Origin of the sequence: Methylobacterium sp. (assembly GCF_028290105.1) — a bacterium.
Lineage (GTDB): Bacteria > Pseudomonadota > Alphaproteobacteria > Rhizobiales > Beijerinckiaceae > Methylobacterium.
Window position 1 is genome coordinate 1 of record NZ_JAQGKL010000082.1, and the last position, 19,221, is coordinate 19,221.

The 19,221-nt window shown below is 70.4% G+C and carries 16 protein-coding genes; 11 read left to right on the forward strand and 5 right to left on the reverse strand.

Features of this window, described 5'->3' with window-relative positions:
• A partial coding sequence (locus JWQ05_RS06490) for a methyl-accepting chemotaxis protein (protein ID WP_299656339.1) occupies positions 1-1,518 on the forward strand: 1,518 nt, incomplete at its 5' end.
• A gap of 87 nt (positions 1,519-1,605) precedes the next feature.
• Here JWQ05_RS06490 and JWQ05_RS06495 read toward each other — a convergent pair.
• Together JWQ05_RS06495 and JWQ05_RS06500 are read right to left on the reverse strand one after the other, a co-directional pair.
• Positions 1,606-2,067: a hypothetical protein gene (locus JWQ05_RS06495; RefSeq protein ID WP_299656342.1), complete on the reverse strand. Its 462-nt coding sequence runs from the start codon at positions 2,065-2,067 to the stop codon at positions 1,606-1,608.
• A 40-nt stretch (positions 2,068-2,107) separates the two neighbouring features.
• Positions 2,108-3,127 carry a gamma carbonic anhydrase family protein gene (locus JWQ05_RS06500; RefSeq protein WP_299656345.1) on the reverse strand — a complete coding sequence of 340 codons (1,020 nt, stop codon included), beginning with the start codon at positions 3,125-3,127 and terminating at the stop codon, positions 2,108-2,110.
• A 161-nt stretch (positions 3,128-3,288) separates the two neighbouring features.
• On the opposite strand from JWQ05_RS06500, the gene JWQ05_RS06505 reads away from it, so the two are divergent.
• Both JWQ05_RS06505 and JWQ05_RS06510 read left to right on the forward strand, forming a co-directional pair.
• Positions 3,289-3,744, forward strand: coding sequence for a molybdenum cofactor biosynthesis protein MoaE (locus JWQ05_RS06505; protein ID WP_299656348.1), 456 nt, complete (start codon positions 3,289-3,291; stop codon positions 3,742-3,744).
• A gap of 169 nt (positions 3,745-3,913) precedes the next feature.
• On the forward strand, positions 3,914-5,191 hold the full coding sequence (locus JWQ05_RS06510) for an AI-2E family transporter (RefSeq protein ID WP_299656351.1): 1,278 nt from the start codon (positions 3,914-3,916) through the stop codon (positions 5,189-5,191).
• A gap of 16 nt (positions 5,192-5,207) precedes the next feature.
• Here the strand turns inward: JWQ05_RS06510 and JWQ05_RS06515 are convergent, their stop codons facing one another.
• Together JWQ05_RS06515 and JWQ05_RS06520 are read right to left on the reverse strand one after the other, a co-directional pair.
• Positions 5,208-6,101, reverse strand: a complete 894-nt coding sequence (locus JWQ05_RS06515) for a site-specific tyrosine recombinase XerD (RefSeq protein ID WP_299656437.1) — start codon at positions 6,099-6,101, stop codon at positions 5,208-5,210.
• Between the two features lie 56 nt (positions 6,102-6,157).
• Positions 6,158-6,310, reverse strand: a complete 153-nt coding sequence (locus tag JWQ05_RS06520) for a histidine kinase (protein WP_299656354.1) — start codon at positions 6,308-6,310, stop codon at positions 6,158-6,160.
• A 219-nt stretch (positions 6,311-6,529) separates the two neighbouring features.
• Here JWQ05_RS06520 and JWQ05_RS06525 point away from each other — a divergent pair, with 219 nt between their 5' ends.
• The 5 genes from JWQ05_RS06525 (at position 6,530) to JWQ05_RS06545 (ending at position 13,992) form a co-directional block, all read left to right on the forward strand.
• A complete protein-coding gene (locus JWQ05_RS06525) occupies positions 6,530-7,186 on the forward strand; it encodes a shikimate kinase (RefSeq protein ID WP_299656357.1) in 657 nt (218 codons plus the stop codon).
• The gene (gene aroB / locus JWQ05_RS06530; protein ID WP_299656360.1) at positions 7,183-8,301 is read left to right on the forward strand and encodes a 3-dehydroquinate synthase; all 1,119 of its coding nucleotides are present in this window, start codon (positions 7,183-7,185) and stop codon (positions 8,299-8,301) included. The genes JWQ05_RS06525 and aroB overlap by 4 nt, the downstream gene beginning before the upstream one ends.
• Before the next feature lie 40 nt (positions 8,302-8,341).
• A complete protein-coding gene (locus JWQ05_RS06535) occupies positions 8,342-11,206 on the forward strand; it encodes a PAS domain S-box protein (RefSeq protein ID WP_299656363.1) in 2,865 nt (954 codons plus the stop codon).
• Positions 11,207-11,294: 88 nt separating this feature from the next.
• Positions 11,295-12,590, forward strand: a complete 1,296-nt coding sequence (locus JWQ05_RS06540) for an HlyC/CorC family transporter (RefSeq protein ID WP_299656366.1) — start codon at positions 11,295-11,297, stop codon at positions 12,588-12,590.
• A gap of 148 nt (positions 12,591-12,738) precedes the next feature.
• Positions 12,739-13,992 (forward strand): diguanylate cyclase, encoded by a 1,254-nt coding sequence (locus JWQ05_RS06545; protein ID WP_299656369.1) that lies wholly within the window; start codon positions 12,739-12,741, stop codon positions 13,990-13,992.
• Between the two features lie 49 nt (positions 13,993-14,041).
• Here JWQ05_RS06545 and JWQ05_RS06550 read toward each other — a convergent pair whose 3' ends face one another.
• Positions 14,042-14,965 carry a peptidylprolyl isomerase gene (locus JWQ05_RS06550; protein WP_299656440.1) on the reverse strand — a complete coding sequence of 308 codons (924 nt, stop codon included), beginning with the start codon at positions 14,963-14,965 and terminating at the stop codon, positions 14,042-14,044.
• 303 nt (positions 14,966-15,268) lie between these two features.
• On the opposite strand from JWQ05_RS06550, the gene JWQ05_RS06555 reads away from it, so the two are divergent.
• The 3 genes from JWQ05_RS06555 to JWQ05_RS06565 all read left to right on the forward strand — a co-directional run bounded on the left by JWQ05_RS06555 (position 15,269) and on the right by JWQ05_RS06565 (position 19,185).
• Positions 15,269-15,577, forward strand: a complete 309-nt coding sequence (locus tag JWQ05_RS06555; RefSeq protein ID WP_299656372.1) for a hypothetical protein — start codon at positions 15,269-15,271, stop codon at positions 15,575-15,577.
• A gap of 288 nt (positions 15,578-15,865) precedes the next feature.
• Positions 15,866-18,760, forward strand: coding sequence for a preprotein translocase subunit SecA (gene secA, locus JWQ05_RS06560; RefSeq protein WP_299656375.1), 2,895 nt, complete (start codon positions 15,866-15,868; stop codon positions 18,758-18,760).
• Positions 18,761-18,762: 2 nt separating this feature from the next.
• Entirely contained in the window at positions 18,763-19,185 is a 423-nt protein-coding gene (locus JWQ05_RS06565; protein ID WP_299656378.1) for a GNAT family N-acetyltransferase, read from the forward strand.
• The last annotated feature ends 36 nt before the right edge of the window (positions 19,186-19,221 follow it).

Genomic DNA, 19,221 nt, shown 5'->3' on the forward strand with positions numbered 1-19,221 from the left:
ATCGACACGCTCACGGCGCGCATGAGCGCCGTGGTCCTGCGGCACACGCAGGCCACCGATCCGAAGCTCGTCGCCACCATCGAGGGGGACCTCGAACGGTTCGGCAAGAAGCTCGAGGAGCGCAAGGGCGTCTACGAGCCGATGATCAGCTCCCCCGAGGAGCGGGCGCTCTACGAGACCTACCTGCGCGAGTCGGCGAACTTCCTGGTGGTGCGCCAATCCATCCTCGATCTCTCCCGCGGCGGGCAGAAGGCGCAGGCCTTCGAGCTCTACGAGTCGAAGGGCCTGCCGATCCGTCGCGCCGCATCGAACGCCCTCGACAAGCTCTCCGCCCTGAACAACGACGGCGCCGCGCAGGCGCAGGCCCGGAGCAAGACCGTCTTCGACGAGATCCAGATGCTGGGCCTCGTCGCCGTCGTGGTCGCGGTCGCGCTGTCGGCGCTCTGCGCATTCCTGATCATCCGCGGCGTGACGCGCGGCATCGGCGACGTGGTCCAGCCCATGCAGGCGCTGGCGGCGGGCGACCTCTCGGCGACTATCCCCCACCAGGGCGCCCGGACCGAGATCGGAACCATCGCGGACGCCGTCCAGGTGTTCAAAGACGGGCTGATCCGGATGCGGACGCTGGAGGAGGAGACGGCGCTGGCCCGGGCCGGTGCCGAGGCGCAGCGCAAGTCCGCCATGCGGGCGATGGCCGACAGCTTCGAGGGCGCGGTCGGCGGCATCATCGGCATGGTCACCAGCTCCGCCACCGAGTTGCAGGCGACCGCACAGAGCATGGCCGGCACGGCGACCCAGACCGCCAATCAATCCACCAGCGTCGCGGCGGCGGCGGAGGAGGCGGCCTCCAACGTCAACACCGTCGCGGCGGCGGCCGAGGAACTCGGCTCCTCCGTCCAGGAGATCGGCCGACAGGTCAGCAGCTCCGCCGCGATGGCGCAGATGGCCGTCTCGGAAGCCGCCCAGACCGCGACCTTCGTGCAGAACCTGAACGCGGCGGTCGCCCGGATCGGCGATGTGGTGACGATGATCACCAGCATCGCGGGCCAGACCAACCTGCTGGCGCTCAACGCCACCATCGAGGCGGCCCGCGCCGGCGAGGCAGGTCGGGGCTTCGCCGTCGTCGCGGCGGAGGTGAAGGAACTCGCCAACCAGACCGCCCGGGCGACGGAAGAGATCGGCGGCCATATCAGCCAGATCCAGGGCTCGACGACCCAGGCGGTGCAGGCGATCAGCGGCATCGCGGCCCGCATCCAGGAGATCAGCGGCGTCGCCACCTCGATCTCGGCCGCGGTCGAGGAGCAGGGCGCCGCGACCCAGGAGATCGTCCGCAACGTGGCCCAGGCCGCGATGGGCACGGGCGCGGTGACCTCCAACATCGCCGGCGTGGCGGGCGCCGCCGAGGAGACGGGGGCGGCCGCCGCCCAGGTGCTCGGGGCGGCCTCGGAGCTGTCGCGCCAATCCGAGCATCTCAACGCGGAGGTCGGCCGCTTCCTCGCCACCATCCGGGCGGCCTGATCCGTCCACGCTCGATACGATCAGGGCCCGGAACGATCCGGGCCCTGTCTCAGTCGTAGCCCCGAAGACTCGGCGGAGGGCTTGGTCTCAGCGGCTGCCGGCGCCGGATTTCATGCCGGCGGCGCCCGGCGAGGAGCCCGAACCCGCGTCGTTCGGGCCGGTGCCGTTTGCTGTGCCGGAGCGGCTGGTCGAACCCGTTGTGGCGCCCTTCTCGTGGCCCGGCGCGTAGCCTGATGCGCCGGTTGTGCCGGCTTTCGCGCCGTTCTGCTGCATCTCCTGACCCGGCGCGTTGTTGGCCGAACCCGGACCGCTGCCGGCCGCGAAGGCGGCCGTGCTGAGGATGAGCGAGCTGGCGACGGCAAGCGTGATGGCTTTCATGGAGAACTCCTTGGCACCGTTGCGTATGGGGCCGAGCAACGTCCACGCAGCGCGAAGCGTTCCCGATCTGCTCGTGTTGGATTTGTAGGGTACAAAGCTGGACGAAAACCAGATCGGAGCTTGACGATAAGCTTTTTGCAGGCCGATGGACGTTGAAATACGTGTGTTCAACGCCGGGTTTCTGCGATCCATAGGATTCCGACGGGCGGCCTTACGACAAGGCCTCCTGCGCCGCGCGATAGGCCCGGCCATGCGCCACGTAGCCCTCCACCACGCGGGCCATCATGGTGCGCTTGTTCGAATCGAGGGCCCCGAGGATGCGCGCGGGGCGCCCGCCCCAGAGGTGTCCCCCATCGAGGAGCTGGCCCGGATCGGTGGTGGCGCCGGCGGCCAGCAACACGTCGTCGCCCACCACGGTGCCGGGCGCGACGACGCAGCCGATGCCGATGAGGCTGCGGGCGCCGATGCGGCAATCGGCGAGGCGGACATTGTGCCCGATGGTGGTGTCGCGCCCGAGCACGACGCCCTCGCCCCGGGTGCGGACGACGCTGTTGTCCTGGATGTTGGTGTTGGCCCCGACCACGATGGGGCCGACCTCCGCGTGAAGGTCGCAGGAGAACAGCACGCCGGCGCCGGCGCCGAGGGCGACCCGGCCGCGCAGGCGCGCGGTGCGGGCGACGAAGATGCCGGGTTCCGGCTCGAGTTCGTCCGCCGGGGGCGGTTGGGGCAGGTCGCCGGAGGCCTCGCGCAGGCGCTCGGCCCGTTCGGCGATCTCCGGCGCCGAGATCGGGCGCACGGGCTTGGCGGGGCTGCCCGCATAGGCGAAGCCCGCGGCCAGATGCGCGCGGGGGAACACCGTGGCGCCGGCCTCGATCAGCACGCCGTCCTCCACGTGCGCGCCGTCGAGCACGATGACGTCGTCCTCGATCACCACATCGGAGCCGACCGTGCAGGCATGCACCACGGCATTGCGGCCCACCGTGACACGGTCGCCGACCAGGGTCGGATAGGTGAGTGTGGCGATGTGCACGGTGGAGCGATGGCCGAGCCAGAAGCGCTCGCCGATGGTGACGCGGTTGCCATCGGCGCGGATCACGCTGTGGTCGCCGAGCCAGGCCTGGGCGCCGATCGTGGCGTCGCCGATCACCGTGCTCGCGCGCCCACACCAGACCGGGCGGGCCGAGAAGACCGGCAGGACGCCGTCATGGGGCAGGATCAGCTCTGGCGTCACGGCGTGAAATGTCCTTCGCGGCCCGGTGGTGTCGCCGGGCGTTCGGGGGCATAGAGCATCCGAGAGGGCAGGTTCGCCAGACCTCGTCAAGGTTTTCCGGCCCCGTCAAGGGTTTGTCGCCCGAACGCGGGCCGACCGGCACGCCGTTCCAAAGGGGGCCCATGCCCGACGTCAGCATCCAGAGCGCGCCCTTCGACGCGAGCGCCGAGATCGCCCGGATGACCCGTGACCTCGGGGGCAGGGCCGGGGCCATCGTCACCTTCACGGGCCTCTGCCGCGACGAGGGCGGGCGGCTGACCGGGCTCGAACTCGAGCATTACCCAGGCATGGCCGAGGCCGAGATCGAGCGCGTGGTCGAGACCGCGCGCGGGCGCTGGCCGCTCCAGGGCGCCCGTGTGATCCACCGCCACGGCCTCGTGGCGCCAGGCGACGGCATCGTCCTCGTGGTCACCGCCTCGAGCCACCGGATCGCGGCCTTCGAGGCGGCGAGCTTCCTGATGGACTACCTCAAGACCCGGGCGCCGTTCTGGAAGCGCGAGCACCTCGCCGACGGCACCAAGGGCGGCTGGGTCGAGGCGGCCGAGGCCGACGACGCAGCCGCCGCGCGCTGGGCCTGACGCGACCCCAGGCCGAGCACGCGGCGGCCCGAGCCGCGCTTTGTCAGGAACTTCGGGTGAGGCTGGCGACATCCCCCCGCGGGATCTCACGGCGGCGCCACACCGCCCAGATCCATAGATGTCATGCGTTTCGCGCGCTGAACCCGCGCCCCAGGAGTCGATCCCGCCCATGCACACCCCTTTCCTGAGCGAGGATTCCGCCGGGCCGCGCCCGCGCGACTGGTCGCTCGCCGTCTCCGGCATCGCCGTCGTGGCCGTCATCGCCCTGCTGGCGCTGGCCTGGATGGCGGCCTCGACGCTGCTCCTCGTCTTCGCCGGCATCCTGCTCGGGGTCTTCCTCGACGGGCTGACGCGTCTCCTCGGCAAGGTGCTGCCCGCGGGCCGAGGCGTGCGGCTCACCCTCGTCAGCCTCGTCCTCGCCAGCCTCACCCTCGGCCTCGTCGCCTTCGGAGGCGCCACGATCGTGCAGCAGGGGCGCGACCTCGGCCAGACGGTGGCGGCCCAGGCCGGCACCGTGCGCGACCGGCTCAAGGATTACGGCATCGACGTGCCGGGTATCGCACCCGGCAAGGGCGGCGAGACGGGAGGAGGAGAGGCCAAGTCCGGCGGCGCCGGAGCGCAGGAGTCCGGGTCCAAGGATTCTGGCGCCATGGATGCCGCCTCCAAGGATGCCGCCTCCAAGGATTCTGGGGGTAAGGATTCCGGCGGCAAGCCCGACGACGAATCCGGCACGTCCAGCCAGAAGCCCGGCGGCCTCGCGGGCCTCGCCTCGGGCGCGATGAAGAGCCCGGGCTCGCTCCTTTCGGATGCCGGCAGCGTGCTTGGTCCGGCGGCCACCGTGGTCATCGGCCTGTTCAGCGCCCTCGGAAACGCCCTCGTCATCGTCTTCCTCGGCCTCTCCGTGGCGGCCGATCCAGGCGCCTACCGCGACGGCCTCGTGCGCTTCGTGCCGCCCAAGCACCGGGAGCGCGCCACCGCGCTCCTCGACGGGATGGGCGAGACCCTGCGGCACTGGCTGTTCGGCCAGCTCATCACCATGGCGGTGATCTTCCTGTGCACCTGGGCGGGCCTCGGCTTCCTGGGCATCGGAGGCGCCCTCATCCTCGGCCTGCAGGCCGGGCTCCTCGCCTTCATTCCCACCATCGGCCCGCTGATCGCCGGCGTGGTGATCCTGCTCGCCTCGCTGGCCTCGGGCACCACGGCGCTCCTCGGGGCGCTCGGCGTCTATCTCACGGTGCAGGCCCTGGAGAGCTACGGGCTGACCCCCTTCATCCAGAAGCGGGCGCTGGACATTCCCCCGGCCACGATCTTCGCCGGCCAGCTCGTGCTCGGCGTCATCTTCGGCCTTTGGGGCATCGCACTGGCGCTGCCGCTCATGGCGGTGGTGAAGGTCCTGCTCGCCCAGCTCTACATCGAGGATACGCTGCACGAGGAGGCCGACGCCTGAGGGGCGCGATGCGGGATCACTCGTCCATCAGCGGGTGCAGGTCGCGGACCATGCTCTTCAGCCTCTCGTCGAGGACGTGGGTGTAGATCTGCGTCGTCGAGATGTCGGCGTGGCCGAGCAGTTCCTGGACGATGCGCAGGTCCGCGCCGTTCTGCAGGAGGTGGCTCGCGAAGGCGTGGCGCAGCACGTGCGGGCTGACCCGGTCGGCCCGGAGACCCGCCGCGCTCGCCGCGCCCTTCAGGTCGCGGGCGAAGGATTGCCGGGTGAGGTGTCCGCTCTCGCTGTCGGCCGGAAACAGCCAGGGGCCGTCGACGCTCAGGTTGGCGAGGTGGTCGCGCATGGCCGTTCGCGCGATCTCGGTGAGCGGCACAAGGCGCTCCCGCCCGCCCTTGCCCTTGACCACGAGGTAGCGCTCCTTGGTGGAGGCCGCCGCCCGGGGCAGCGCGACGAGTTCGGAGACGCGCAGGCCCGTGGCGTAGAGGAGTTCGATCAGGCAGAGCATGCGCGTGCCGCGCGCGTCGCCTGCCGCCGCCTCCCGCGCCACCGCCAGTAGCCGGTCGACTTCCGCCACCGAGAGCACCTTGGGCAGCGCCCGCACCCGGCGCGGGCCGCCGATCGGCGCGCTCGGATCGTCCTCGGCGAGGCCCTCCGCGTAGAGGAAGCGGTGGAAGCCACGGATGCAGGAGAGCCGCCGCGCGGCGGAGGCCGCCGAGAGCCCACGCGTGTCCAGGTCCGCGAGGTAGGCCCGCAATGGGCCAGCCTCCATCGCGAGCGGATCGTGCCCGCCCCGCGCTAGTGCGCCGAGGTAATCCGCCAGGTCGCGCCGGTAGGCGGAGAGCGTGTTGGCGGCTGCCCCCCGTTCGGCGGCGAGCATGTCGAGGTAGTCGCGGATCAGGCCTTCGCCCGGCAGGCCCTCGCCCGGATCAGGCGGTGCGGGGGACGCGGGGTCGGACGGGGGGGCTTCCGTCACCGGTTCGGGGGCTGGAGCTTCGTGGCGGGGATGGTCACGCTCATCTCGCGCGGGGTCGGCACCACGAAGGTCGCCAGCGCGAACATCCCCGCGAAGGCGAGGCCGCCCAGGATGGCGATGGTGGCGAGGAAACGGAACAGGGTCGGCACTCGGACGGACCTCGATCGTGCGGCGCTGGCGAGAGTGCGCGCCTCGGGGGTCAGGTATGGCTGACGGCAAGCTTTGGGTTGCATCACGCGCGGGCCGCGATGGCAATGACTTCGCGGCCACAGGCGGCGTGCCATTCCGGTGCGCACGGGGGCGCCCAGGCGCTTCGCCCCCGCCGGAAAACGCGCTAAGACCCGGCCGACCATGTGCAGATGTCCGTGATGACCCAAGTCCCACCTCCGGGCGGCGACCCACCCCAGGGCGGTGACCCGCTCCCGAGCGAACCGCCGATCGAACTGCGCCTGCGCCGTGCCCTCGGCCACCGCTCGATCGTGCTCGTCGGTCTGATGGGTGCGGGCAAGAGCACGGTCGGCCGGCGGCTCGCCACGCGCCTCGGACTGATGTTCAAGGATGCCGACAACGAGATCGAGACGGCGGCCAAGCTCACGATCCCCGACATCTTCGCGATCTACGGCGAGCCGAGTTTTCGCGACGGCGAGGAGCGGGTCATCGCCCGGCTGATGCGCGAGGGCCCCCTGGTGCTCGCCACCGGCGGAGGCGCCTTCATGCGCGAGACCACCCGCGCGCGCATCGCCGAGGGCGGCGTCTCGATCTGGCTGAAAGCCGAGCTCGACGTGCTGATGCGCCGGGTGCGCAAGCGCGGCGGGCGCCCGCTGCTCCAGACCGAGGACCCGGAGGAGACCCTGCGCCGGCTCATGGCCGTGCGCCACCCCGTCTACGCCGCCGCCGACGTCGAGGTGATCTCCCGCGACGTGGCGCATGACCGGGTGGTCCAGGACGTGATGGAAGCCCTCGACCTCTACCTCAACCGACCCGGACAAGCCGGACCCATGCAGCCGGGGATCGCCGCCCAGTGACCGACCGCCTCACCGTGTCCGTGCCACTCGACCAGGGCCGCGCCTACGACATCCTGATCGGACGCGGCCTCCTCGACGAGGCGGGCCGGCACGTCGCCGCCCTGCAGGCGAAGGCCGCCGTCATCGTCTCCGACACCAACGTCGCCGCCCTCTATGGCGACCGCCTGCGCGCGAGCCTGGAATCGGCGGGCCTGCGCTCGGGCCTCGTCACGGTCGCGCCGGGCGAGGCCTCGAAGGCGTACGCCACCTACGCGCAGGTCTGCGACGGGCTCCTCGCCCACAAGGTCGAGCGCAACGACCTCGTGGTGGCGCTCGGCGGAGGCGTCGTCGGCGATCTCGCGGGTTTCGCCGCCGCCACCCTGCGGCGCGGCGTACGCTTCGTGCAGGCGCCGACCTCCCTCCTCGCCCAGGTCGATTCCTCGGTCGGCGGCAAGACCGGGATCAACTCGCCCCACGGCAAGAACCTCATCGGTGCCTTCCACCAGCCCCGGCTTGTGCTCGCCGATACGGGGGCCCTCGACACGCTGTCGGAGCGCGAGATGCGCGCGGGCTACGCCGAGGTGGCGAAGTACGGCCTCATCAACGACGCCGCCTTCTTCGACTGGTGCGAGGCGCACTGGGCGGGCATCTTCGCGGGCGGCCACGAGCGCGACGAGGCGGTGGCGATCTGCTGCCGCGCCAAGGCCGGCGTGGTGGTGCGCGACGAGCGCGAGGACGGCGAGCGCGCCCTGCTCAACCTCGGCCACACCTTCGCCCATGCCCTGGAGCGCCTGACGCACTACGAATCCGCCCGCCTCGTCCACGGCGAGGCGGTGGCGATCGGGCTCGCGCTGGCCTTCCGGTTCTCCGCCCGCCTCGGCCTGTGCCCGGGCCAGGATGCGGGACGCGTCGCCAACCACCTCGCGCTCGCCGGTCTGCCGACCCGGCTCCAGGCGGTGCCCGGCGGCTGCGGCGACGCCGACGCTCTGGTGGAGGCGATGTCTCAGGACAAGAAGGTCCGAGACGGGGCGCTCACCTTCATCCTGGCCAGAGGTATCGGCCAGAGCTTCATCGCTCCCGGCATCGACCGGGCCGAGGTGCGCGCCTTCCTGAACGACGAATTGAGCGCCCCATGAGCGCTGCCGGCCGGCGGCCTCTTCTGGATCGAAGACACCCGTGAACCCATCCGAGATCGAGACCCTGCGCGATCGGGTTGCCGCGCTGGAGGCCGAGGTCGCGCGCCTGCGCGAGACTCCGGCGGGGCAGCGCGAGGCGGAACTGCGCCTGATCACCGACGCGTTGCCGGTGCTGGTCGCCTATATCGACCGGGACTATCGCTACCGGTTCAACAACCGCCACTACGAGACCTGGTTCGGGCGCGACAGCGCGGCGCTGACCGGCCTCCACGTGCGCGCGGTGCTCGGCCCCGACGCCTTCGAGGAGCGCCGGCCGTCCATGGACCGGGCGCTCGCCGGCGAGGCGATCACCGTCGACGGGTTCCTGCCCGACCGCGACGGCCGGCGCCGGGCCTGCGCCATCCAGTACATCCCGCGCCGGAACGAGGCCGGAGCGGTGGAGGGCTTCTTCGTCCTGGCCATGGACATGGACGAGCGCCGCGCCGCCGAGGCCCGCCGGATCGCGGTCGCCGAACTCGGCGACCGCCTGCGCGACCTCGACGACACCGCCGAGATCGCCTTCACGGCCTCCGAGATCCTCGGCACGACGCTCGGCGTCAGCCGGGCCGGCTACGGCACCATCGATCCCGTGGCCGAGACGATCCTGATCGAGCGCGACTGGAACGCTCCGGGCATCAAGAGTCTGGCCGGCACCCTGCATTTTCGCGATTACGGCTCGTACATCGAGGACCTGAAGCGCGGCGAGACCGTGGTTTGCGTCGATGCCGAGGAGGATCCGCGCACCACGTCCGGCGTCGAGGCCCTGAAGGCGCTCAGCGCGCACGCGTTCGTCAACATGCCGCTCACCGAGCATGGCGGCTTCGTCGCGCTCCTCTACCTCAATCACGCGACCGCGCGGCCCTGGTCCCCGGACGAGCTCGCCTTCATGCGCAACGTCGCCGAGCGCGTGCGCGCGGCCACCGAGCGGGTCCGCGCCACCGCCGCGCGCCGCGCCAGCGACGCGCAGTTCCACGCCTTCGCGCAAGCGATTCCCAACCACGTCTGGGCGGCCTCGGCCACGGGCGAACTCGATTGGTTCAACGACCAGGTCTATGCCTATAGCGGAACGGCCCGGGGCACCCTCGACGGCCCGGGCTGGGCCACCCTCGTCCATCCTGACGACCGCGCGGCGGTGATCCGGACCTGGGGCGCGGCCCTGGCGGAGGGCCACCCCTACGAGGCCGAGTTCCGCATTCGGCGCGGCGATGGGGCCTACCGCTGGTTCCTCGCGCGGGCTGAGCCGATCCGGGCCGGGGACGGCGCAGTCCTGCGCTGGGTCGGCACCAACACCGACATCGAGGACCGCCGGGCGGCGGCCGCCGAACTCGCGCGCCTCAATGCCAGCCTGGAGCGGCAGGTCGAGCGCCGCACCCGCGAGCGCGACCGCATCTGGGAGACCACCACCGACCTGATGGGCACCGCCGGGCTCGACGGCTACCTGAAGGCCATCAACCCGGCCTGGACGCGCACCCTCGGCTGGGACGAGGACGCCCTCCTCGGCCGGCCCTTCGCCACGCTGATCGACCCGGCGGATCACGCCGAGACCGCGGACGTGGTCCGGCGCCTGGCGCAGGGCGAGACCGTGACCGGGTTCGTCGACCGGTTGTTCACGAAGGACAGCGGCCAGCGCATCGTGATGTGGACGGCCGTACCCGACGGCGAGATCTTCACCATCATCGGGCGCGACATCACCGAGCAGCGCCGCACCGAGGATGCCCTGCGTCAGGCGCAGAAGATGGAGGCGGTGGGCCAGCTCACCGGCGGCCTCGCCCACGACTTCAACAATCTGCTCACGGGCATCTCGGGCAGCCTCGAACTGCTCCAGACCCGGATGGCGCAGGGACGGCTCACCGACCTCGACCGCTACATCAACGCGGCGCAGGGCGCGGCCAAGCGCGCCGCCGCCCTGACCCATCGCCTGCTCGCCTTCTCAAGGCGCCAGACCCTCGACCCGAAGCCGACCCACGTGAACGGCCTGATCGCCGGCATGGAGGAACTGGTGCGGCGCACGGTCGGCCCCGCGATCACCATCGAGGTGGTGGGGGCCGCCGGGCTCTGGCCCGCCCTGGTCGATCCGAACCAACTCGAGAACGCGCTGCTCAATCTCTGCATCAATGCGCGCGATGCCATGCCTGAGGGGGGGCGCATCACGATCGAGACCGCCAACAAGTGGCTCGACGTCCGCGCCGCCCGCGAGCGCGACCTCGAACCCGGCCAGTACCTCTCCCTCTGCGTCACAGATACCGGCACCGGCATGACCCCGGAGGTGATCGCCCGCGCCTTCGACCCGTTCTTCACCACCAAACCCATCGGCGAGGGCACCGGGCTCGGTCTCTCGATGATCTACGGCTTCGCCCGCCAGTCCGGCGGCCAGGTCCGGATCTACTCGGAGGTCGGCCAGGGGACGACGATCTGCCTCTACCTGCCGCGCCATTACGGGCCGGCGGAGGAGCGCGAGGGGCATGCGGACCTCGCGCACGCGCCCCGCGCCGAACAGGGCCAGACCGTGCTCATCGTCGACGACGAGCCGACCGTGCGCATGCTGGTGACCGAGGTTCTGGAGGACCTCGGCTACACCGCCATCGAGGCGGCGGACGGGGCCGCAGGCCTCAAGGTGCTGGAATCGGACGTGCGTCTCGATCTCCTCGTCACCGACGTGGGCCTGCCCGGCGGGATGAACGGCCGTCAGATGGCCGATGCCGGCCGCCTCGTCCGCCCCGGCCTGAGGGTGCTGTTCATCACGGGCTACGCCGAGAACGCGGTGCTGGGCAACGGCTACCTCGAACCCGGCATGCAGGTGCTGACGAAGCCCTTCGTGATGGAGGCGCTGGCCGGACGCATCAAGGAACTGATCGCAGGGGCCTGAGCCGGCTTCGGCCGGCGTGAACCCGCCGCCCCGCCTCGTGGTAAGCTGAACGTCCCACTGGCCAAAACGACTTCCGGCACCGGCACGCATGGAACCCCACACCGACCTCTGGCTGGCCGCGAGCATCGTGGCGATCTCGCTCCTGCTCTCGGCCTTCTTCGCGGGCGCCGAGACGGCCTTCACGGCGGCCTCGCGCGCCCGGATGCTCGCCCTGGAGAACGCGGGCGATGTCCGTGCCCGCCTCGTCAACGCGATTCTGGCACGCCGCGAGCGCTTCATCGGCGCCATGCTGATCGGCTACAACATCGTGGCCATCGGTGCGTCCGCCTTCACCACGAGCGTGCTCACCACCCTCTTCGGCAAGAGTGGCGTGCTCTACGCCACCGGGGTGATGTCGGTCCTCGTCATCATCTTCGCCGAGGTGCTGCCGAAGACGCTGGCGATCAACAAGCCGGACCGGGCCGCCCTCGCCCTGGCCCGGCCGGTGGCCTTCGCGGTGGCGCTGCTCGGGCCGGCCGCGCTGGCGATCGAGGCCCTGGTGCGCGGGATGCTCCGGCCCTTCGGCATCCGGATCGGCGAGCGCCAGACCATCCTCTCGGCCAGCGACGAGATCCGCGGCCAGGTGGCGCTGCTGCACCGGGAGGGCGGCGTCGCCAAGGCCGAGCGCGACATGCTCGGCGGCCTCCTCGACCTGTCCGAGCTGACCGTCTCGGAGGTGATGGTCCACCGCACCAAGATGCGCACCATCGACGCCGACCTGCCCTCGGAGGAGATCGTGCGCGCGGTGCTGGCCTCGCCCTACACGCGCATGCCGCTCTGGCGCGGCACCTCCGAGAACATCGTCGGCGTGCTGCACGCCAAGGACCTGCTGCGGGCGCTCGATGCCGCGGGCGGCGACGCCTCGGGCCTCAAGGTCGAGGCCCTGGCCCTGGAGACCTGGTTCGTGCCGGACACCACCTCCCTGCGCGACCAGCTCAAGGCCTTCCTCACCAAGAAGACCCACTTCTCCCTCGTGGTCGACGAGTACGGCGAGGTGATGGGTCTCGTGACCCTCGAGGACATCCTCGAGGAGATCGTCGGCGACATCGCCGACGAGCACGACGTCACGGTCTCGGGCGTCCGGCCCCAGGGCGACGGCTCGGTGAACGCCGACGGCAGCGTGCCGATCCGCGACCTCAACCGCGCCATGGACTGGGACCTGCCGGACGACGAGGCCACCACCATCGCGGGTCTCGTCATTCACGAGGCCCGGGCCATCCCCGACACCGGGACCGCCTTCAACTTCCACGGCTTCCGCTTCCAGGTGCTGCGCAAGGCCCGCAACCGGATCACCGCCCTGCGCATCACCCCGCTCGACGCGGGCCCGCGCAAGGCGGAACCGTGAGAGCGCCTTGCCCGAAACGTGATCGCCGCATGGCGGACGTCCAACTCTGAGTAACATCGATGGTGTAGAGTCGCGCATATCGGCCGGGCTTCCGGCCCGGGCGGCGTGGCCGGCCCTCGATCACCGAAAGGGGCGGTGAGACCGACCGATGCTGCTCGATGCCCCGACCCTGCTGCTGGTGACGGTGATCCTGACCTTCATGGTCGGGAGCCTGTTCCTGCTGTCTTGGAGCCAGACGCGCCACGTGCACGCCCTGGCGATCTGGGGCGTCGCCCATCTCACCGGCGCGCTGGCCTCGGCCCTGCTGGCTCTGCGGGGCCTCATTCCGGATTGGATCTCGATCGGCGTCGCCAACGGGGTGATGATCGCCGCCTACGGCCTGATCTGGACCGGAATTCGCGCCTTCGAGGGGCGGGCGCCGCGCCTCCTCCCCATCGCGGGTGCGGTCGCGCTCTGGGGCGCCGGATGCCTGATCCCGGCTTTCTATACGTCGCTCCCCGCCCGCGTCATGCTCGCCTCGAGCCTCGCCGGCGGATTCTGCTTCCTGGCGGCGCGGGAGATCTGGCGCGCGCGGGCCGAACCCCTGGTGTCGCGCTATCCCGGGATCGTCCTTCTGATGCTCTACACGCTCGCCTACTGGGTTCGCGTGCCGCTCGCCGTCATCGCCCCGCCGCAGACCGGGCCGCAGCCGCTGCAATCGCCCTGGCTGACGATCCTCTGCCTGATCGGCATGCTGTTCACCCTGGCCATCGCCTTCGTGTTCATGTCGCTGACCAAGGAGCGCGCGGAGCTTCTCCAGCGGCTGGCCGCCGATACCGACGCGCTCACCGGCATCCTCAGCCGCCGGGCCTTCGTGGCGCGGGCGGAAATTGCCTTGTCGGAAGCCATGTTGTCCGAGTCCGCTTTGTCCGAAGCCGCCTGGGCCGGGACCTCACCGTCCGAGACGAGTTCGGCGCGGCGGGAATCCGGCATCACCCTGCTTCTGTTCGATCTCGATTACTTCAAGCGCGTCAACGACATGCACGGCCACGCGGTGGGCGACGGCGTCCTCGTCGGGTTTTGCCACACGGTGTCGGCCCTGTTGCCGGAACACGCGCTCTTCGGCCGGATGGGGGGTGAGGAATTCGCCTGCCTGCTCAGGGGACTGACCCCGGACGAAGCCCTCGTCCAGGCGGAATTCCTGCGACGCGCCGTGGCGCGAATCGCCGTGCCGGAACTGCCCCAGCTCTCGGTGAGCGTCAGCATCGGCCTCGCCAGCACCGACGGCCGGGGCACCCGGGCCGATGCGGGCCGGACTCTCGACGCCTTGATCCGACGGGCCGATGCGGCGCTCTATCGGGCCAAGCACAACGGGCGGGGACGCAGCGAACCCGCTCCCCGGCCCCTGCGTCGGGTGGCGTAAGGGCCGCGAAGAGGACTGCCCCAGGCGGTTGTCCTCAGGGAGCCATGTCTCAGGGGGTCTTCGGCGGTGCCGGCGCCACGGCGGGTGCGGCGGCCGTGCGCTCGATCTTGGCGCCCTCGCGCAGCTTCAGGATCAGGTCCTGCTGCGACTTGCGGGTGATGTACTGGTCCACCTGCTCCTTCATTTCGGCGAAGGTCGGCACCGGCTTGGTGCGCTTCTCCTCGAGCTTGATCACGTGCCAGCCGAACTGGGTCTTGATCGGGTCGGAGACCTGCCCGGGATTCATCTTGAAGGCGGCCTCGGCGAAGGGCGCGACCATGCGCTCCTTGGTGAACCAGCCGAGATCGCCGCCCTCGGTCTTGGAGCCCGGATCCTTCGAGACCTCCCCCGCCACCTTGGCGAAATCCTCGCCCGCCTTGATGCGCGCGGCGATCTTCTTGGCCTCGTCCTCGCTCTCCACGAGGATGTGGCGGGCGTGGACCTCCTCTTCCGGCTTCATCGCCTTGACGGTCTGGTCGTAGAGGGCTTTGGCCGCCTCCGGCGTCGCGGCCTTCTTGGCCTCGCGCTCCAGGTACTCGTCGAGGAGGAGCTTGTCCTTGAAGTAGGCGAGCTTGCGCTGGAAGTCGGGCGAATCGCCGATCTTGGCGGCTTCCGCGGCCTGGGACCCGACCTTGAGGTCGATCATGTAGTCGACGAGGAGCGTCTTCTTCTGCGCGTCGTCGACGCCCGGCAGCGACAGGGCCGGGTCCTCGGAGGCGATGGCGAGGTCGCCGGCGGTGATTGCCGCCCCGTTCACCTTCGCGACCACGGTCTCGGGCGCCACCGGTGCGGCGGCCGGCGTCGCGGCGGGGGCCTGCGCTCGCGCCGAGGCCAGGGGCAGGCTCAGCGCCAGAGCCACCGCGCCCGTGCGCAGAAGGCCCGTGCGCAGGAGGCTCGAGCGCAACAGGCCCGAGCGCGAGAGAGACTTGATCATCGTCATCGAGGCGTCCTTGGGGGCGCCGCCCGCGTCCCGGCTCTTCCGGCCGAAATGGATCGCGTGGGGCGGTCGAGAGGGGAGGGCGGCGCAAGGCCGCGCGATTCTGGCCGCGACATCAGGTGGCGCGGGCGAGGTCCGAAGGCAAGGTCCGATGGCAGGGTCCGATGGCAAGCGTGGCCACGGCACCCGGGGATCGAATTCCCGCGATTGCGATGCGTTCGCGAGAGGCCCCGTTAAGGCGTCTCTGCCTACGCTCGGCGTGCGATCGGCCGAGATGGTAACGCGTGACGGGAGACGACGATGCGGAGCGGACAGGTCATCGGTGCGACCCTGCTCATCCTAGCGCTCGGCGCGGCGGACGACGCCGAGGCACGCGGGCGGGGTGTCCGCCTAGGGGCCCGGAGCGCCCGCGTGGGCACCGTCGCGGTGGTCACCACGGGCGCCATCGGGACGGCTGCCGCTCAACCCGGTAGCGGCCCTCAGGATCCCGGCCTGCGTCCGGTCCTGCCCGTGACCGCACCGGTGGTGCGTGAGGTCCGGGCCGCCGAGCCCTGGTGCGCCAGCAGCCGTGTGGTCGGCACCGGCGCGGGCTTCTGCCTCATCAACTGAGCGCGTGATCCAGCCCGGCGCAGGCCTGCCGTAGCGCGGCGGCCTTAAGCTCGGGCGGAGGCCCGGATCGAAACGAACGCCTCCTGCGTTTGTCGGGGCGAACACCCTCGCTGCACTCTGGCGCGCGGGGCGGATTTGCCACATCTGCATGCCATGGGCCGACCCGGCCTCGCCCCTCGTCCGGGCGATGACGCGGGCCGGCTCTTTCGGATGCGCCGGTCCATATTTACCTCTATAAGCCCGGCCAACATTCGCCTTCAGACTTATTCGATCGACCGTAGGTTCACGATGCTCGGTGCCCTCGCCAAAAAGATTTTCGGCTCGTCCAACGACCGGCGCGTGAAGGGCTATCGTCCCCGTGTAGCCGAGATCAACGCCCTGGAGCCGCAGATCGCCGCGCTCTCGGACGATCAGCTGCGCGCCCGCACCGACATGCTGAAGGCCGAACTCGCCGCCGGAAAGAGCCTCGACGACATCCTGGTGCCCGCCTTCGCCACGGTCCGCGAGGCGGCCAAGCGCGTGCTCGGGCAGCGCCACTTCGACGTGCAGCTCATCGGCGGCATGGTGCTGCACGAGAGCGGCATCGCCGAGATGCGCACCGGCGAGGGCAAGACCCTGGTGGCCACCCTGCCGGTCTACCTCAACGCCCTCTCGGGCCTCGGCGTCCACGTGGTCACGGTCAACGACTATCTCGCCGCCCGCGACGCGGAATGGATGGGCCGGGTCTACCGCTTCCTCGGGCTGTCGGTGGGCACCATCGTGCACGGGCTCGACGACGAGCAGCGCAAGGAGGCCTACGCCAGCGACATCACCTACGGCACGAACAACGAGTTCGGCTTCGATTATCTGCGCGACAACATGAAGTACGAGCTGTCCCAGCTCTCGCAGCGGGGCCACAACTACGCGATCGTCGACGAAGTCGATTCGATCCTCATCGACGAGGCGCGCACCCCGCTGATCATCTCCGGTCCGGTGGACGACCGCTCGGAACTCTACGTCTCCGTCGACGCCCTGATGCCGCATCTCGAGCGCGAGCATTACGACCTCGACGAGAAGCAGCGCACGGTCTCGCTCACCGAGAGCGGCAACGAGTTCGTCGAGGACCTTTTACGCGGAGCGGACCTGCTGAAGGAGGGTGACCTCTACGACGCGCACAACGTCTCCCTGGTCCACCACACGAACCTGGCCCTGCGCGCCCACACCCTGTTCACCCTGGACAAGGACTACATCGTCAAGAACGACGAGGTGGTGATCATCGACGAGTTCACCGGCCGCATGATGCAGGGCCGGCGCTACTCCGAAGGCCTGCACCAGGCGCTGGAGGCCAAGGAGCGGGTGACGATCCAGCCCGAGAACCAGACGCTGGCCTCGATCACCTTCCAGAACTACTTCCGCCTCTACTCCAAGCTCGCCGGCATGACCGGCACGGCCTCGACGGAAGCCGACGAGTTCGCCGAGATCTACAAGCTCGAAGTCGTCGACATCCCGACCAACAAGGAGGTCGAGCGCGTCGACGAGGACGACGAGGTCTACCGGACGGTGGACGAGAAATACTCCGGCATCATCGCGGAACTCGAGAAGGCGCATGCCCGCCACCAGCCGATCCTCGTCGGCACCGGCTCCATCGAGAAGTCGCAGCACCTGGCCGAAATGCTGGTGAAGGCCGGGTTCCGCCAACTCGACTATTCGGACCCCAACGCCCTCACCGACGTCTACGCCGCCGCCCGCGAGGGCCGGGTGACGAAGCGCTTCGCCGTGCTCAACGCCCGCTTCCACGAGCAGGAGGCCTATATCGTGGCGGAAGCCGGCGTGCCCGGCGCGATCACCATCGCGACGAACATGGCCGGGCGCGGCACCGACATCAAGCTCGGCGGCAACGTCGAGATGCGCGTCGAGAAGGAACTCTCGGGCGTGCCCGAGGGCCTCGAGCGCGAGGCCGCCATCGCGGCGATCAAGGCCGAGATCGAGGAGAACCGGGCCAAGGTCCTGGCCTCCGGCGAGCCGGCCGACCCGGAGGCGGGCCGCAAGAAGGCCCTGCCGGGCGGCCTCTACATCATCGGCACCGAGCGCCACGAGTCGCGCCGCATCGACAACCAGCTGCGCGGCCGCTCCGGCCGCCAGGGCGATCCCGGTCGCTCGAAGTTCTACCTCTCGCTGCAGGACGACCTGATGCGGATCTTCGGGTCCGACCGCATGGACGGCATGCTGACCCGGCTCGGCCTGGAGCAGGGCGAGGCGATCATCCACCCCTGGATCAACAAGGCCATCGAGAAGGCGCAGCAGAAGGTCGAGGCGCGCAACTTCGACATGCGCAAGAACGTGCTGAAATACGACAACGTCATGAACGACCAGCGCAAGGTCGTGTTCGAGCAGCGCCGCGACTTCATGGGCCAGGAGAGCGTGCGCGAGACCGTGGACGAGATGCGCCACGGCGTCGTCGACGATCTCGTGGCCGTGCACGTGCCCGAGAACGCCTATGCCGAGCAGTGGGACATCGAGGGCCTGCGCGAGCGGGTCCAGACCGTGCTCAACCTCGACGTGCCGGTGGAGGACTGGGCCAAGGAGGAGGGCATCGCCGACGAGGAGATGCGCGACCGCCTGCGCCAGGCCGCCGACGAGGCCTACGGCGTCCGGACCGAGAAGAACACGCCCGAGGTGATGACCTATGTCGAGAAGCAGGTCCTCCTGCAGACCCTCGACCACCTCTGGCGCGAGCACCTCGTCACCCTCGACCACCTGCGCCAAGTGGTGGGCTGGCGCGGCGTCGCCCAGCGCGATCCCCTCAACGAGTACAAGTCGGAGGCCTTCGACCTCTTCAACGGCCTCGTCTCCAACCTGCGCGAGCAGGTGACGCAGCAGCTCTCGCGCATCGAGATCATGTACGACGAGCCGCCGGCGGACGGGGCGGACAACCCCTTCGCCCAACCCGGACTCCCGCCGATGTTCGCCCAGCACCTCGATCCCGTCACGGGCGAGAACGAGATGGATCGGATCGGGACCGGCAGCGACGGCGGGGCCGGCCCCGCCTACGGCTACGCCGCCCGCGAGATGTCCGCCGATACCGCCGTCCTGGAGCGCGACCCCCAGGATGCCGCGACCTGGGGCCGGGTCGGGCGCAACGAGCCGTGCCCGTGCGGCTCGGGCAAGAAGTACAAGCATTGCCACGGCACGCTGACGGTCTGAGGATGTCCGAGAGTCCAGACGTCGCGGTCGTCTACGGGATCGAGCCCGACCTCGATGCGGCGGAGTTCCGCCGCGTCCTCGTCGAATCGGGCCTCGCCCCACGCCGACCCGCCGACGACCTGGCCCGCCTCGCGCTGATGCTGGAGCGGGCGGACCTCGTCGTCACCGCCCGCCGCGACGGCGCGCTGGTAGGGGTTGCGCGCACGCTCACGGACTTCACCTTCTGCGCCTACCTCTCGGACCTCGCGGTGTGCCGCTCCGCGCAAGGTCTCAAGATCGGCCAGGGCCTCATCAGTGCCACCCGCGCGGCGGTCGGCCCCCAGGCCTCGCTGCTGCTCACGGCCGCCCCCGACGCGATCACCTTCTACGACCATATCGGCATGCCCCGGGTGCCGGACGCCTTCCGTTACGACCGCGAGGCCTGATCCGGACTGTGTCCGAAGATGTCCGGCTGCCCGAAA

Excerpts from the sequence above, each read along its gene's own strand:
- JWQ05_RS06505 (WP_299656348.1), top strand. The coding sequence starts at position 3,289 with ATGCCCGACGTCAGCATCCAGAGCGCGCCCTTCGACGCGAGCGCCGAG.
- JWQ05_RS06555 (WP_299656372.1), top strand. The coding sequence starts at position 15,269 with ATGCGGAGCGGACAGGTCATCGGTGCGACCCTGCTCATCCTAGCGCTC.
- JWQ05_RS06565 (WP_299656378.1), top strand. The coding sequence starts at position 18,763 with ATGTCCGAGAGTCCAGACGTCGCGGTCGTCTACGGGATCGAGCCCGAC.
- JWQ05_RS06525 (WP_299656357.1), top strand. The coding sequence starts at position 6,530 with ATGACCCAAGTCCCACCTCCGGGCGGCGACCCACCCCAGGGCGGTGAC.
- JWQ05_RS06540 (WP_299656366.1), top strand. The coding sequence starts at position 11,295 with ATGGAACCCCACACCGACCTCTGGCTGGCCGCGAGCATCGTGGCGATC.
- secA (WP_299656375.1), top strand. The coding sequence starts at position 15,866 with ATGCTCGGTGCCCTCGCCAAAAAGATTTTCGGCTCGTCCAACGACCGG.
- JWQ05_RS06510 (WP_299656351.1), top strand. The coding sequence starts at position 3,914 with ATGCACACCCCTTTCCTGAGCGAGGATTCCGCCGGGCCGCGCCCGCGC.
- JWQ05_RS06545 (WP_299656369.1), top strand. The coding sequence starts at position 12,739 with ATGCTGCTCGATGCCCCGACCCTGCTGCTGGTGACGGTGATCCTGACC.
- JWQ05_RS06550 (WP_299656440.1), bottom strand. The coding sequence starts at position 14,965 with ATGATCAAGTCTCTCTCGCGCTCGGGCCTGTTGCGCTCGAGCCTCCTG.